At 52.4% G+C, this 14,707-nt stretch carries 20 protein-coding genes; 17 read left to right on the top strand and 3 right to left on the bottom strand.

The window, feature by feature from the left end; all coding sequences use genetic code 11:
- The 15 genes from thyX to HAP95_RS09055 all read left to right on the top strand — a co-directional run.
- Window positions 1–689: FAD-dependent thymidylate synthase (gene thyX / locus HAP95_RS09125; RefSeq protein ID WP_215883932.1), on the top strand; the 689-nt coding region annotated here is incomplete at its 5' end.
- A complete protein-coding gene (locus HAP95_RS09120) occupies window positions 686–1,687 on the top strand; it encodes a 5'-3' exonuclease family protein (RefSeq protein ID WP_215883931.1) in 1,002 nt (333 codons plus the stop codon). The genes thyX and HAP95_RS09120, both read left to right, overlap by 4 nt.
- 180 nt (window positions 1,688–1,867) lie before the next feature.
- Entirely contained in the window at window positions 1,868–2,125 is a 258-nt protein-coding gene (locus HAP95_RS17495) for an AHH domain-containing protein (protein ID WP_215883930.1), read from the top strand.
- Window positions 2,122–2,661 (top strand): hypothetical protein, encoded by a 540-nt coding sequence (locus tag HAP95_RS09110; RefSeq protein WP_215883929.1) that lies wholly within the window; start codon window positions 2,122–2,124, stop codon window positions 2,659–2,661. Before HAP95_RS17495 ends, HAP95_RS09110 begins: the two co-directional genes overlap by 4 nt.
- 119 nt (window positions 2,662–2,780) lie before the next feature.
- On the top strand, window positions 2,781–3,290 hold the full coding sequence (locus HAP95_RS09105) for a uracil-DNA glycosylase (RefSeq protein WP_215883933.1): 510 nt from the start codon (window positions 2,781–2,783) through the stop codon (window positions 3,288–3,290).
- A 69-nt stretch (window positions 3,291–3,359) separates the two neighbouring features.
- Entirely contained in the window at window positions 3,360–5,408 is a 2,049-nt protein-coding gene (locus HAP95_RS09100; protein WP_215882104.1) for an HsdM family class I SAM-dependent methyltransferase, read from the top strand.
- A 29-nt stretch (window positions 5,409–5,437) separates the two neighbouring features.
- Window positions 5,438–6,541: a restriction endonuclease subunit S gene (locus tag HAP95_RS09095; RefSeq protein WP_368356571.1), complete on the top strand. Its 1,104-nt coding sequence runs from the start codon at window positions 5,438–5,440 to the stop codon at window positions 6,539–6,541.
- Window positions 6,538–7,281, top strand: a complete 744-nt coding sequence (locus HAP95_RS09090; protein WP_215882102.1) for a hypothetical protein — start codon at window positions 6,538–6,540, stop codon at window positions 7,279–7,281. Before HAP95_RS09095 ends, HAP95_RS09090 begins: the two co-directional genes overlap by 4 nt.
- A gap of 53 nt (window positions 7,282–7,334) precedes the next feature.
- Entirely contained in the window at window positions 7,335–7,550 is a 216-nt protein-coding gene (locus HAP95_RS09085; protein WP_215883927.1) for a hypothetical protein, read from the top strand.
- A 72-nt stretch (window positions 7,551–7,622) separates the two neighbouring features.
- Complete coding sequence (locus HAP95_RS09080) at window positions 7,623–8,192, top strand: DUF262 domain-containing protein (RefSeq protein ID WP_215883926.1); 570 nt, start codon at window positions 7,623–7,625, stop codon at window positions 8,190–8,192.
- 319 nt (window positions 8,193–8,511) lie between these two features.
- Window positions 8,512–9,447 (top strand): DUF3825 domain-containing protein, encoded by a 936-nt coding sequence (locus HAP95_RS09075; RefSeq protein WP_215883925.1) that lies wholly within the window; start codon window positions 8,512–8,514, stop codon window positions 9,445–9,447.
- Between the two features lie 77 nt (window positions 9,448–9,524).
- Window positions 9,525–9,854 (top strand): hypothetical protein, encoded by a 330-nt coding sequence (locus tag HAP95_RS09070; protein WP_215883924.1) that lies wholly within the window; start codon window positions 9,525–9,527, stop codon window positions 9,852–9,854.
- 3 nt (window positions 9,855–9,857) lie between these two features.
- A complete protein-coding gene (locus tag HAP95_RS09065) occupies window positions 9,858–10,040 on the top strand; it encodes a hypothetical protein (protein ID WP_215883923.1) in 183 nt (60 codons plus the stop codon).
- 35 nt (window positions 10,041–10,075) lie between these two features.
- Entirely contained in the window at window positions 10,076–10,297 is a 222-nt protein-coding gene (locus HAP95_RS09060) for a hypothetical protein (protein WP_215883922.1), read from the top strand.
- Between the two features lie 250 nt (window positions 10,298–10,547).
- A complete protein-coding gene (locus HAP95_RS09055; protein WP_215883921.1) occupies window positions 10,548–11,390 on the top strand; it encodes a DUF4326 domain-containing protein in 843 nt (280 codons plus the stop codon).
- On the opposite strand, the gene HAP95_RS09050 is transcribed toward HAP95_RS09055, so the two are convergent.
- The 3 genes from HAP95_RS09050 to HAP95_RS09040 form a co-directional block, all read right to left on the bottom strand.
- Window positions 11,387–11,866 carry a helix-turn-helix domain-containing protein gene (locus HAP95_RS09050; protein WP_215883920.1) on the bottom strand — a complete coding sequence of 160 codons (480 nt, stop codon included), beginning with the start codon at window positions 11,864–11,866 and terminating at the stop codon, window positions 11,387–11,389. The genes HAP95_RS09055 and HAP95_RS09050 overlap by 4 nt on opposite strands.
- A 122-nt stretch (window positions 11,867–11,988) precedes the next feature.
- Window positions 11,989–13,284, bottom strand: a complete 1,296-nt coding sequence (locus HAP95_RS09045) for an RNA-guided endonuclease InsQ/TnpB family protein (RefSeq protein ID WP_215883919.1) — start codon at window positions 13,282–13,284, stop codon at window positions 11,989–11,991.
- A gap of 227 nt (window positions 13,285–13,511) precedes the next feature.
- Window positions 13,512–13,796, bottom strand: coding sequence for a hypothetical protein (locus HAP95_RS09040; protein WP_215883918.1), 285 nt, complete (start codon window positions 13,794–13,796; stop codon window positions 13,512–13,514).
- A gap of 350 nt (window positions 13,797–14,146) precedes the next feature.
- Between HAP95_RS09040 and HAP95_RS09035 the strand changes: the two genes are divergently transcribed.
- Entirely contained in the window at window positions 14,147–14,392 is a 246-nt protein-coding gene (locus HAP95_RS09035; RefSeq protein WP_215882010.1) for a hypothetical protein, read from the top strand.
- Window positions 14,380–14,667: a helix-turn-helix transcriptional regulator gene (locus HAP95_RS09030; RefSeq protein WP_215882011.1), complete on the top strand. Its 288-nt coding sequence runs from the start codon at window positions 14,380–14,382 to the stop codon at window positions 14,665–14,667. The genes HAP95_RS09035 and HAP95_RS09030 overlap by 13 nt, the downstream gene beginning before the upstream one ends.
- Window positions 14,668–14,707: the final 40 nt, after the last annotated feature.

The following is a 14,707-nucleotide window of genomic DNA, read 5'->3' as shown; positions in this document are numbered from 1 at the left end:
TTCTCAATACAGCGCGGATCAGTACCGGCAATAACCGGCTCTCCAGCGTGGCTGATTTCACGCCAAAAGACAGGCGACTTTTGTTCGAGTTGCTCCGTGACCAGCACGGCACCCCATTCGAGACCATCTATTTTCGGTATCGCTTCGTTGCCCCTATTTTTGTATTGCGCCAATGGGTCAAGCATCGCATTTCGAGTTGGAACGAGTTTTCCATGCGGTACCGGTCGCCCATTGACGCTTTCTACCTCCCTGAACCAGCCGCCACACAGGTCGATGGGTTTCCTGTCCTGGACGAAGATGACCTGGAAAGCTATGAAAAACTGATGCGCGCTGTTTTGGACTGGCAGTCTGAGCGGTATACAAAGACTTGCCGCCGCATTGACGAGGCACGGGAACGCGGTGATTTGCCGCCGAAAACACCGGGCCGGGATCCTTATCGCGGGCGAGCTCGGGAGTTGTTGCGCAACGTTGTGCCTGTTTCTGCTTATTCAGACGTGTACTGGACGGTAAACCTGCGCAGCCTCATGAACTTCTTTCAGCTACGCTGCAAACCCGGCGCTCAATACGAGATTCGCGAATATGCCAACGCGGCCCGCGAGCTATTTGCCGCACAATACCCGTTACTTGCGGAAGTCATCGAAGAAGTGGCGGCTCTACACCAATATTCAAAAGGTACACAGCCAGAATGACGCACATCTTGCTCATCGACGGCAACAACATCGGCTACGCCTCCATGTACGTGCCCGCCTTGTCGAGATTGGTGCATCACGGCCAACCGACGGGCGGCATCATGGGTCTCGCGCAATCTGTTATGCGGATTACCGAACTCTACCCGGGGGCTATTCCTGTCGTGCTGTGGGACGGCCACGCCGCATGGCGCAAGGCGCTCTGCCCGGAATACAAGGACAACCGCAAATCCACACCAGAGAAGATCGCCGTGGCCGATAGCTGGCGGCAGCAGCAATCCCTGGCGAGTGCCTTGCTTTTGCAGATGGGCGTCATTCAGATGCGGGCAGTGGACGCCGAAGCCGATGATCTGGCAGGACGGCTTTGTTCTGATCCTGGGACCATGGTGGAACGGGGCATTGAGCGGATCACGCTGGTTTCCGGAGATACAGACTGGTGGCAGGCCATATCGGAACGGGTGGACTGGTTCACGCCGATCACGGATAAAACGATGACCCTGGACAAGTTGCGCACGGACGAGGTCAAAGACGGTCCGTTCACTGGCCCCGAAGAATACCTGCTGGCCAAGTGCATCGCGGGGGACAGTTCCGACAATATCCCCGGTGTGCCCGGTGTGGGCATTGCCACGGCGGTGAAGCTGTTGCGGCTGCATGGCGGATTGGACGGGATTGAGCAGACGGTGTCTTCCGGGCACGCAAAAGACAAGAAATCGTCGGCCATCGCCGAGAATCGGGCGCTCATTGAGCGTAACCGGAAAATCATGGATTGGCGGTTGGCTCCTGCTGCCAATCCATGGACCGTTGGGTTGGTTCGAGAGCCTTTCGACCCCGAGGTCTGTCAACGCATGTGCGAAGATTTCGGACTCGCCAGGCTGTCTGCGCGGCTTTCAGGAGACGGGCGATGGGGGAAAGTGGCGTCTGACCAGAACGGGGTGCTGACAGCAAAAGTGATGGATTTTTGCGAGTCCATGGCGGATGTGCTCCCTGATGGGGCATTTTGATGGAAGGGAACCAGAAAGTACAGAAAGCGCCGAATGCACCAAAATGGTTGGACGAGGGGCTGCCCGTGGGCGTGTTTGACGATGAATCCTCCGAACGGTTATGGGACGAATGTTGCGCATCACACCCGGATAGCCCTTTTGCAGAGTGGGAAAACAAGAAGGTTTGACAAGTATTTATGATTGATAAAGAATATACTGAGTGCCTGTGGCATTGGAATAAACAGTGCTATTAACGGAGCGTGGTTACCACAAAACAAAACGGCAACGTGCATTGGGGCGTATCATCCTACAATACACTCACAGATTTACTACAAAAACGTCGCTTCACGCTTGTACCGGGCATACATGTCCAGCAAAAACGAAGAGGAAAGATGCCGCGCCGTCAAGGACGTGCTTGCTCGTATAAAGGCAGGCTTGCTCAACGGAGACATGCCATGACAAAGTATTTCCGCATTGAACCCGACTGTGACGATCAAGGCAATCCTGGTTATAAGGCATTTTGCGACACGAGCGATTCGACAAGAAAGATTGGAGAAATCATCTTCTCGGCTGAAAGCACCGAAAGGAATAGAGCATCAACCGCTTTTGCAACCGGGGTCTCTCTGGTGGAATGCCGTGGAGACCTGAAAAAACCGCTGGGCGACATTACGTTTTTTCCATGGTTTGATATGATCTTGTCAGATCTGGCGTTTGCGTTATTGGGGGAACCGTTTAAGGACTTCGGTGATTTCTACCCCGTGCGCGTGGCCGCTTGCGAAAGGAAAGCCAAAGCACGGAAAGCCATACCTTTGACTTGGGAACTGTTCGGGTTCAAGGCATGGACCACGGGAACATTGCAGGATGCCGAAAGTCATCAATGGCCCATTTTTGTTCAGGTAGAATCTCCATACAGAACGCTTATCCGCGAGAATGTCGTGCAGATGATGCTGGATGCTGGGCTGACTGGTTTCGTGACCATTCCGGTGAACTTATGACCTGCCAAAAATGCCCGTCCCTCTGCGCCTCGCGCACCCAGATCGTCGAACCCGACTTACCGGAGTTCGAATGTGCCTCCGGCACCAGCGTAGCGGATAGGCGGCCTTGCCGTGTCTTGGTGATTGGCGAGGCCCCTGGCGCCGACGAGGACGCCCAGGGCAAGGGGTTCATCGGCCGCGCCGGGCGTACTCTGCACCGACTGATGGAAGAACATGGGCTGCGCCGGGGTATTGATTATGGATGCGCCAATATCGTCCGCTGTCGGCCGCCGGAGAATCGCAAGCCGACGAAGGAGGAGGTCGGGAATTGCCTGTCTCGCCTGTCGGAGACGCTGGTACGAGCAAAGCCGGACGCCCTTTTGTTGGTGGGCGGAACGGCTGTGTCGGTGTTTTGTGGCCCCGGCGCGTTATGGGGACGCATTCAGGAGGCCAATCGGGAAGAATACCGGACCAGGAACCCATTATTATTGGCGCATCAAGCGGTCCGTGAGTATCTGAGTCAATACCGTCCATTGCTGGTTCCCATGCCGCACACTTCACCGCTGGCCTGGAACCGCAATGCGCCGGACGGGCGGAAGTGGGCGGAGGTTGGGGCGGAACAGATTCGACGAATGGGTCTAGCGCTTTAGGGAATTACTCCCATGCTATATTGCCAATCTGTAGGAATTTTTTATATTGAAGGAACAACGGGGAAAATTATGGCCGTCAAAACACAATCTGTTGAACCGAACGTCGCCGATCTGGGTAACGGCTGGCTGAAGGCGCACAAACTGGACTACAAGTTGGAGCAGGAGTCGCTGAATACAGCGATTGATAAGGCATTGGATGATTATTACAGCAAAAACGGTGGAGTGGGTGGGAACCGTCCGGACGCTAAACTATTATTGCAGGATGATCGGAACGCTTTTTTCCCCATTATCATTGAGTACAAGGGATATAAAGACAAGTTGGTGGCGTTGGACACCAATGGCGTTGTAGATAATCGCAAGTCCAAGAACGAGCCGAATTTCAAGAATATCAATGCCTACGCCGTCAATGGGGCGGTACATTACGCGAATGCCTTGTTACACCACACGAGTTATACCGATGTTATTGCGATTGGGATGACCGGACACAAAGACGAAAGTGGTCATCTTCAATATGAAATCGGTGTTTATTATGTATCCAAGAGCAACCTGGGCGCAGGGCAGCGCGTAGGTGACTATACAGATTTCTCTTTTTTGGCAAAGCCTCATTTTTCGGCATTTATCGACAAAGTAAGGTCCCTGCAGCTTTCTCCCGAGGAGATGGAACGATTAAAAAATCAGCGTGAACAGGAAATTGAAGCGCACTTGGTGCGTCTCAATAACCATATTTACCAAAACGAGAAAGGTTTGGGCGAAAACGATCGCGTGTATCTGGTAGCCGCTTCGATTATCGCGACGTTGGGCGTTCCTGGGAAAGTGGACCCGCTCGAAAAATCGGACCTGAAATCTTCTAATGAACGAGGGAACCGGGACGGTGACATCATGGTGCGAAAAATCCGCGCCTTTTTGAATGAGAAAAACATCCCCCAGGAAAAGAACGACCTGATTCTGCGCACCTTGGAAAACACGCTGACTGCCGAGAATATCAACAAGGTGGCGCATGGAGAAACGCAGCTCAAGCGCATATTCAGCAACATCGTGGATGATCTTGGCATTTATTATAAAATTGGTTTGACGACCGATTTTACAGGCAAGCTATTCAATGAGATGTACGGCTGGCTGGGGTTTTCCCAGGATAAGCTCAATGATGTGGTGCTGACGCCGTCCTATATCGCCGTACTACTGGCAAGGCTGGCGCGTGTGAACATGAATAGTTACGTGTGGGACTTCGCCACGGGTTCGGCGGGGCTCCTGGTAGCGGCCATGAACGAAATGCTGATCGATGCCAAACAGAAGATCACCTCGCCGGAAGAGTTGGCGCATAAGGAAGCGCGGATCAAAGCAGAACAACTGCTAGGCCTGGAGTTGTTACCCAGTGTCTATATGTTGGCCATCCTGAACATGATCCTGATGGGAGACGGGAGCGCGAATATCCTCAACAAGGACTCGCTTACTGACTTCGACGGGAAATATGGGTATAAAAAAGACGACCATCAACCGGGGCGATTCCCTGCAGATGCGTTCATCCTGAATCCTCCTTATTCGGCGGCAGGGAATGGCATGAATTTCGTCAAAAAAGCGATGAACATGATGAACAAGGGGTATGCGGCCATTATTATTCAGGGGTCGGCGGGGTCTGGTAAGGCTACCACAATAAACCGATCCATTCTGCAGCGGCATACCCTACTTGCCAGCATTAAAATGCCGATAGATTTGTTTATCGGGAAATCCAGTGTGCAAACCTATATTTATGTGTTCAAGGTCAACGAGCCCCATCAGCGCGATGAAATGGTCAAGTTTATTGATTTTAGCCACGATGGTTACACCCGTACTAATCGCAAAAAGGCCAGCAATAACCTGAAAGATACCGATAATGCCAAGGCGCGTTATGATGAACTGGTCGCCCTCGTGCGTTTTGGCTGCAGTAAGCTCTATCTTTTCAGTGAAACCTCGTATTTTGAAAACACCATTGATCCCCATAACGGTGCTGACTGGAATCAAACCATCCCGAGCGACCCCCGTCCAACCTTGATGGATTTACAGAAAACCGTAGGAGATTATCTCGCTTGGGAGGTTTCCTGTTTGCTTCAACAGCGAATTGAGGTGCCGCCGGGAAAATAGTATCCCCACTTCATGCACCATTGGATGCAGTGAAGTGGGGAGCGTTCAGCTTTGGGAGAATGTTTAATCGAATCGCCCAAGGTCACCGTCTGAAAAAAGAAGACCAGACCTCAGGGGATCTCCCTTTCGTGATGGCCGGTATCACCAATACTGGCGTTGTTAATTACGTTTCAAACCTGATCGAACGGTTCCCGGCCAATTCCATTACGGTAGATATTTTTGGGAATACCTTTTACCGCGACTATGCATTCGGTGCCGGAGATGACACAGGGGTTTACTGGAGCACTGAGAAGCATTATTCGAAAGCGGTTATGCTCTTTCTGGCTGCCGCGATGAGAAAGTCTCTGGAAGGTCAGTTTGACTACGGGAAAAAGCTGAGAAGCTCGCAAAGCCTGAACCTGAAAATGATGCTCCCCGTCAAAAATGGCGAGCCTGATTTTGCCTTCATGGAAAAGTTTATCCCGGAATTCATGAGGCAGCTTGTCACGGGCGTGGAACATGAACATGTAGAAAAAGTAAATGCTTATCTTGCCGTAACGGGCCTGAAAGACTGCACGCTGACCGCAGAGGAACAAAAAGCAGTGGATGACTATACGCATGTTGTACGAATGGATAGGACGAAGTTGGAAGCATTCAGACTGGAAACCTTGTTTGGCATGGCAACACGGGGCAAACGTCTAAAAAGTGCCGATAGGATACCGGGATCTTTGCCTTTTGTGACGGCAGGTGAAAAAGAAGAAGGCGTGTCCGCTTTTATTGGTAATGATGTTACTGTATTCCCGGAAAACACCACAACTATTGATATGTTTGGCTCCGCCAAGTATCGGAATTATGCCTACGGCGCAGATGACCATGTAGCCGTTGTTCACACAGAAAACCTTCCCAAAAATGCGGCGATTTTTGTGACTGCAGCTATTCACAAGGCGTCTTATACGGGCAAGTTCGATTATGGTAGAAATTTTTACGCGAAAGATGCAGATGATCTGGTTATATCGCTTCCCGTCAAAGACGGCGAGCCAAATTATGACTTCATGGCACTCTTGATTGCAGCTATTCAGAAGCTTGTCATTAAAGACGTGATCCTGTTTGCCGAGCGTCGAATTGCGGCGTATCGCAAAGCTATCTGTTCATGATTTCGTGGAAACACCGGGAGCACCGGAAGCACCGGAAGCACGCCAGAAAATCTGCACCTCCAGGCGCGCTTCGTGGTAAACGGATATTTGCCGCTGCCCGGGAGTATCATCAGCATCATCCTTGGAAACTCAATCGGGATGGCATCATGGTGCGGCACGTCTACTCGGACATGACGTCCGAAAGCCTTTCCTGGTGGGACGACCTGGGCTTTGTGTTCGCCAAACGTCGCATTATGGTCTGGTGGCTGCATCCGCGCATGGTGTACATGGATCGCCTGGAAGCATTGGCCACTGAGCAATGTGCTGCGGAATACCCCAAAGGGCAGGACAACTGGCTGGCACACTCGACACCGATTCACCGAGCCGTACAAGGCGGGCGCCGCAAGAGGACCGTCGGACATCGGATGGGATCGATCAGCGAGAGGTATCGTCAGTATTTCGATCATCTGCAGGCTACTCAGGACGCCCTGTCGCAACAAGACCACGGCTGGTCGATTGGGGCATCCCTGCGAAGCGAGGTGCTCGGCTGGTGTCAGGGGGTGAATCTGGTAGTACCGATGGAGGTCCGTTGCGAAGATGACCTGCGCCCATTGCGGGAGCTCGTGGAGTGCTATTTGCGTGGAGACCGGAGTGCGCTCACCGGATTCCCGGCGTACACCTTTGCGAATTGGCAGAAGGATCAGGAACAGCGCCGGAGAAAGCGAGGAGCGGCGGAAGATGGGCATACCGAAAAAAATTGAAAGAACATTATGGTTGATATAGCATAATCGTACATTATACAGAGGTGTCCTTTTTGAACTCCACCACGAAAAAAAACGTAAAACCCGGCCCTGGTCGCGGCGGTAAGCGCGAAGGGGCCGGTCGAAAGTCTCCGGACGGCATTACCTTGGCCGATACCGTGCAAATCGCCGCCAGAGTGACACCAGAACAGCGTGGGCGATTTCTGAAGCTCGGTGGTAGCGCCTGGTTGCGGTGGATCATTGATCGGGAGTTTGATAAGGGTTTATAATTGATATAGTTTAATCATAAAACCGTCTCACAAAGGAAAATAACCATAGAACCATCGGAAACTGATCGATATATGCCTATTCAGAAGCTGAACACGCATATATCCCCACGATCGTTGAGCGAATTATATAATGGGGTGGTTAAATTCCACCGTGATCCATCGAAGCTCGCCAAGATGTACCCATGGGCAGATCGCTTTGTCTGCGGTATGCCGCTGGCTCCATGGCAGCGCCCCGTAGTTTGGGATGACGAAATGCAGAGCCGATTCGTGGACTCTGTTTGGGCCGGCGTAGATACGGGTTCGTACATGGTCAACGAATGGTATGAATTCGTCGATGACAACATAGAGATGCTTTACCTCTCGGGCATTGTGATCGACGGTCAGCAGCGGTTAACCAGCGTCGAGCGGTATTTCAAGAACGAAATACCGGCGACAGCGGTGGATGGAAGCAAGTTGTTGTGGTCCGAGATAACGATCTTGGACCAACGTAGCTTCGGGAACAAACTGTTCCCGCGCACGGAAATCCATACCAACGATGAAGCTACCTTGCGAGAAGCCTATGACATGCGGGCATTCGGCGGGGTTCGGCACGCCGAAGACCAGCGGGCCGTACAGAACGCGACTGCGCAACGGCACCAATAACGGGAACGAAGAGAAGTAGTCACCCACAGAAGAAGTGCGCGGGCTGACTATTGAGTCGGAACATTGGGGATGAGCAGGCAGTCTAAGGCAATAGTTGTTTGGGTCGATTCTTGCCTGTTAAACAGGCTGGCATGATGGATTTACTGTTGTCATAATGGTCACTAATTATTTTTAATAGTGCAAGCCCACCAACATCGGAACCCCGGTGGCGATGGGGATATTTTTAATGCGGTCTGTGTTGTTTTTTGTTTTTGCTGAGTTTTCTATTTCTATTGCTCGTGGATGTTCATTCACTTTTTAATAAATAAGGAGCTTCTCAATGAAATGTTACAAAAGTTTGTTTAAGACGTACAAGGATCAACCTTTAGATCAGGTGTTCGCTTATTTCCATGCCAAAGGCAAACTGGCAAATGGCTCCCCTGACTACGACGAACCGTTTCGCGATATAGCTAAACTCACGGTAGACGGTGAAAACGCCTGGGGGTTTCGCCAGCCCCGTTTCCAGGAAAGGCACGCTTCTGCGCTTCCAAAGCTGCGTAACTACCTGAACTATACCTTTTTGCGGCTGGTGACACTGGAACAGGAGCGAGATGCGGCCTTGTGCCGTGACAGGGTCCATCCGGATTCTGCGGTTTTTAGCGCACACTATTTTCTGTATTCCAAAGACCAGAATTGGGTCTGCTTCAATACAGGGTTGCAAAGCCGGCATGCCATTGACCTGATCCTGATCTTCGAGCGGTCCAGGCGGAAGACGGCAAAAAATGAGGTTCCGGACTGGGTTTATAAAGGCTGTTACCCGTCCAATGACCCGTACTACCGTCAGATTTTTGGCAAGGAATTTCCTGACATTGCCGTGTATTCCAGGGACAGCAGAGATTTCGTTTTCGACTTGTCATACTCACTGGACGGTGACTCCTTCGATCATCTGGTTGAGCGTGCCAGGGAGCGCACGGAATTGAAGCATTCCAGCGATGATGTGGTCCATAGTTGTTTGCGAGGCACTATCAGCGGGTTGCGGGACAAAATCATCCGTAATTATAAGGTGGCAATCCCCGTGTACTACATCGAAGAACAACGTATGCAACTACTGTTGCCGTTCATCCTGTCCAGCGGTGACGAAGACTCCTCTTGTTTCGTGGTGCAGCGCAACGACGAACTGAGAACCTACGAATTAAAGACCATCTTCGATCTGGACCAGGCGTACTTCTCGGCACGACTGATTGCCCGGCCGGATAAGGATTGGCTGAATCCATAAGGGATATAGCGCACTTCAATTTGACAAGCGTTTATGGTTGATATAACATAATCAAATAGTCCAACAGGGGAAGCATCATGAAGGATCCAGCTTATCAAATCAAAAACCTGAAAGCCTTTCGTGGCATGGAAGGCAATGGCTTTAATGCCGTACTGTATCTTGGGACAAAACGTCTGGGGACTATTATCGACGACGCCAGCGGTGGACCGTTGATCTACGACATGCCAGAGGAAGACAGAAAAGCACTATACGCGTACGCCCAGTCCTTGCCGGATGTGGTCTGCCCATTCAACGACCCGGCCACGGGAAAACCTGCCGTTCTGCCCAGTAACGCTTTCCTGTTCATCAACGATTTGATCCGGCAGGCCATGATGAAAAATGGTGCGACGGGGTCAAAAGGAGCCTGACTTATGATCACTTTCAAGAAAGACGCTCATGGCGGATACGCTGTTCTCCGCAAAACAGGAGACGGACTTCACAAGGTCGCCACTATTCATAAAGGACAGGCCGAGTGGGTTTTGAAATCTTCCACAGGGCGGATTGACCGTTTCGACACGTTGAAGGAAGCCAAGGACGATGCGCTCAGAATCTGAGTGGCATATCATCTTCTAAAGAAGAGGTAACGTTTGTGAGTAATCCATATTTCGTGTACGAGGAAAGCACACTGGGCATTGTTCGCCCCGACAGGCCCAACAGATTCACCCCATTGGCGGGCGAACGCGACCATCAATACGGTGGTTTCCATCTGCTGGACGCCGAAATGGCGGATCTGCGTCCAGCGACGGCTTCAGATTTCGAGAATTATCGGGTGCAGTTGCCGCCGGATTTTAAGGACCAGACAACCCGATAATGGCTAACGAAATGCTTCACAAATCCGGCAAGGTCACCTGCGAAAACTGCCAGCACTTTGAGGCTGGACCGACCCCGGGCGGATTAGGGCTCTGCGCCCTAACCAAAAACCGGATGACCCGCGTCGAGGATGGCGGCAAATCGGTTCCAGATCGCCAGGGATTGCCGCCGGACACTAATCCGAACATCGGATATGCGGCATGCTATCCTTGGGCACCCAGGACCTGCTTAAAATACCAGGCGAGATAAGAGTGAGCCGTCCCATCCTCAACATCCAGTCTGACGATTGCCGACAGGCCGCGTACGTCGCTCGCCCGTCACCTTTGGGCAATCCCTACGCCATTGGGCCAGACGGTAGCCGGGAGGAAGTCATTGAACGGTACCGCCACTGGCTTGCTGCCCGCATCGCGGAGCGCGATCCTGTAGTCTGCACAGCACTGCTGGGTATCCAGCCTGATCAACCGCTTTCCTGTCATTGCGCGCCCTTGCCTTGTCATGCGACGGTCATCGCAGAAATGCTGGATGGCGGCGTACAGGAGCGATTGCGTGCGCGGGCAACCCCATCCCTGCGTTATGCCGGCATCGGTTCCCGCAGTACACCTGATCCCGTGCTGCAGGTCATGCGCAAGATCGCGCACCGGCTGTCTGAATTGGAATACACGCTACTTTCCGGCGGCGCGTCCGGTGCGGATTCCGCTTTTGAGGCGGGCTGTACGGGCAAAAAGGAAATCTACCTGCCCTGGCCAGGATTCCGCGACCAGCAAGGGGACTTTTGTATTCCACTTCCCAGTAGTGAGGCCTTTCGTGTTGCAGAAGTGGTCCATCCTGCAGGGAATCGCATGAACGATAAGGCACGATCGCTCATGGCGCGGAACAGTCATCAGGTGCTCGGCGCTGATCTGCGGTCTCCAGTGGACTTTGTCGTTTGCTGGACGCCGGACAGTTGCGAGTCAGAATCTACCCGATCACGGACAACGGGCGGAACCGGGCAGGCGATTGCCCTGGCGGATCGTTGGGGCATCCCGGTGATCAATCTCGCCCATGGCAAGGCGGCCTTGGGGCGATTGGCAAGCTGGATAACAAGCACACACTAATCCGTGTGTTCATCTCTGTTTTCCATGTTTTTCTTGCGGCCGCGCCGGGTGATTTTTACGGCTTTCGACGGGTCTGATGGAACAGAATAACTCTCTTGCTGAACGATTTTCGGGGGGATGCGCGGCTTGCTGCGTACGGGCGCATCCGGGATAGCCAGATCAGCGGGATACCAGAACCGGGGTCTTTGTACAGGAGAGGGTGAAGCGCCGCCCACCTTCTTTTTGAAGGGGTGCCCAAACGGGACGCCGCGCTTGCGTTTTGTCCGGATCTGGGCGCTGGCAAGTTCCTTCCGAAAATCGATGTGATGATCGACTAAAGTGGCGACAAGCCGCACGATGACGCCTAAATGCGTAGGTACCTCTCCACTTTGCGCGTAATTCGTGATGGAGTTTTTGTTCATCCGCAGCAGTTCCGCGAGCTCCCGAATGGTGAGACCCGTATGCGCGAGATTTTTCTTGAAAGTTGGATAGTCCATGTACGCATCATAACGAGGCGGCAGCGAAAATCCAATGGTAAACACACAAAATAATGCGTTAAATACATGGAATATTTGATGTTTAACGCTATGGTATGTTAGATGAACTACCACCCCCAAGCCTAAGCGGCTATGGGATTGGTTTCGTGCTTCAGCGCAGTGAGACTTCCACTGCTCCACACGTCGGACGGTTCCCGCCCGGCCAAACTGGCCTCCAGCCAACGTAACAGCACTTTTGCAGCGTTTTCATCCCGGCCGCAACAGAGGCCGCAGTCACATTGATGGATTCTGTCCGAGAGCGTTTTCTTCTTGCCCGGCAGTTCCCAGCAGCCATGACAACGCTGCGTTGGCTTGATCTGCCGCGTCGGCGCTTCCTCATACCATGACCCAGCTTCTTCCGCTTTGGTCCTGGTCATTGCGAGGAAAGTAGCCGGCGCGGCAGCATGTATTTCCCGGTTCAAGCCTTTTTTATGGACTCCACCCTGCTTCACCATCTGTTTTACAGCCAACGCCTCCGTCGCCAAAGCGCCGAAGCGTTTAATTAACCAAGCGCTGGTCTGATGCATGAAGTCTTTGCGTTGTCGCGCCACCTTGGCCTGTAATCTGGCCAGGTGTTGAATGGCGCGACGCAGGTTGCCCGACACATTAAACCCTTTCTTTTTCCCGCTGGATGTTTGCGCATAACGGATTTTGCGGGAGACTTCCTGTCCCAGCCGTTTTAACTCGGCCAACTGATGGCGCAAATGGCGAGGATTGGATACGGTTTCTACGCCATTGGCCGTAGCAATGGTCAGGAAATCCGTCAGACCCCAATCGAATGCGGCCATTTCCGTGCCGCGTTCTCTCTGGATGGTTTCTACTTCCAACGTCACGGACGCATACCATTTCCCGGCCTTGCGCAAGATTTCGCAGGTCACAGGAACCCCAGGTTGCCGGGCCTTACCACGCATCGGAATAGTACCGATGTGCTGGAGGTAAATGCGTCCGTGGGCTTTTTCTGTGGGATTTGTACCCTGCAAGGGGTTCGCACCCTGCAAGGGGTGTAATTTCCATCCATCCCCATGGGTTTTGTATCCCCACCCGGGATATCTGCGTTCACTCTTGAAGCGGGGAAAACCAGGCGTTTCTCCACTTTTCACCCGACGGAAAAAGGCTTTGAACGCCAGATCCAGGCGGGTCAATGTGACCTGTTCCGACTGTGCATTGACCTTCGCCAAGGCTGGAACCTGTTTGCGCCATTGGGTAAGGACTTTGGCCTGTGCCACATAAGTCAGACTTTTCCCGGTTTCCCGGTAAAAGCGAATACGTTCTTCCAGTGCCGTATTGTACAAACGGCAGTGCAATCCCAAGGTTTCACCGAGCTTCTCGGCTTGATCCTGATTGGGATACAGTCGGCAAGTGACTTTACGATAAGGCATGGTTCAATGATACTCAAGTGTCAAAGCAAAATCAAAAGCCAGTGAGCCGTTTCACCACCCCCTAAACCGCAGCGCGGTTATAGGCGGAGCACTACGGCAAACCCCCGATAGAAATCAGCCTGTAAATATAACTGCACAGACCCATGCTGTTTTTAGCTGAAACACCACGGTATGCCTAAAAAGCTGTTAAAACTAAGGCATTCCGATTCTGGTAAATCGTGTCTTTGTTATTCTGTGACTTGCTGCGATTTAAGCAGATAGATCAGCGCCAGGTCGATAATCTCTTTCTGTGACTTGTCACCGTATGTGCTGGCCAGCTCATCCAGTGCCAAATGCGCATCGCCAGACAACATTACGGAGACTTGCTTCCCGCTGTAGCCTTCCATCGGGTATCTCCGTCTGAACCGACTGGCTGCCGCCCTTTCTGCAGCGGTCATAGGACGGTCTCCCTTGGGCTTTCTGCCTCTTTTCTTCGTGATGGGTTGCGATAATACCTCTGCTATCTTGGACATGGTCTTTCTCCGCATCTTTTGCTTAATTTTTATTAAGCGTGACAAGTCACCCATTGTCAAACATTCTGTAGTTTTGTTTTTCCCACACGCGTGAGGGGGGGTCTCAATGAGGTTTTTCTTGAAAGTTGGATAGTCCATGTGCTGTTTTTATGCGAAACACCACTGTACGACATCTGCGGGCCTGCAAGGCCCGTTGCGCAGTACGATGGGCAACGCCATGATCCACGCCAGAGAATCTTCAGGGGTTCTTCACATCCTGATCAGTGTCCTTCCTGATCAGGATACGCCCTTAATTTGACGTGTACCCCTATTACGCGTATGGTAGCGTTAATCGCATAAAGGAGGTACCCGTGAAAAAAGTTGCCCCAATTGATCTGTTGAGAAAACCTGATCGTAAATACCCCCTCATCCAGCAGGCTGTTTATTTTTACACCGACAGGGCAAACAACGACATTTTTAGCAACTGGATGTTTCTTGTCGCGCTTTTATCCATGTATAGCATCGTGATTCGTCCTCGTATCCGGGCACAAGTGGAAGCCATGGAAGCCCGGAAAGCTCGGGAAGCCCAGGAAGCATGGGAAACATGGGAAGCGTAGACCACTGCATGAAACCCGCTCCTGTACCTGGATGGAACCACCTTCTGGATATCGACGCACTGGCCCCGATGCTCTGCCTCGCGCCACGTACCTTGCGGAACAAATTAAGTACCGATGCGACATCCTTGCCGCCCCGCGTGAAGGTTCCCGGTACGCGAGGCCCACGCTGGCGGTGGAGTGACGTACAGGACTGGCTCGCGGCCTTGCCGGTGGACGTGGATGTAGATTTGACCGTTCCGGCGAAGCGGCCGGGGCGACGGAGGAATGTGGTGTAGCGATGAACGGTAGGTGGTTCGCTTTTTCGTGCCGGTTGTA

Origin of the sequence: Acidithiobacillus sulfurivorans (assembly GCF_018853815.1) — a bacterium.
Classification (GTDB): Bacteria; Pseudomonadota; Gammaproteobacteria; order Acidithiobacillales; family Acidithiobacillaceae; genus Acidithiobacillus; species Acidithiobacillus sulfurivorans.
The sequence above is the reverse complement of the archived record's forward strand: the minus strand, read 5'-3'. Positions and strand labels throughout refer to the sequence as shown.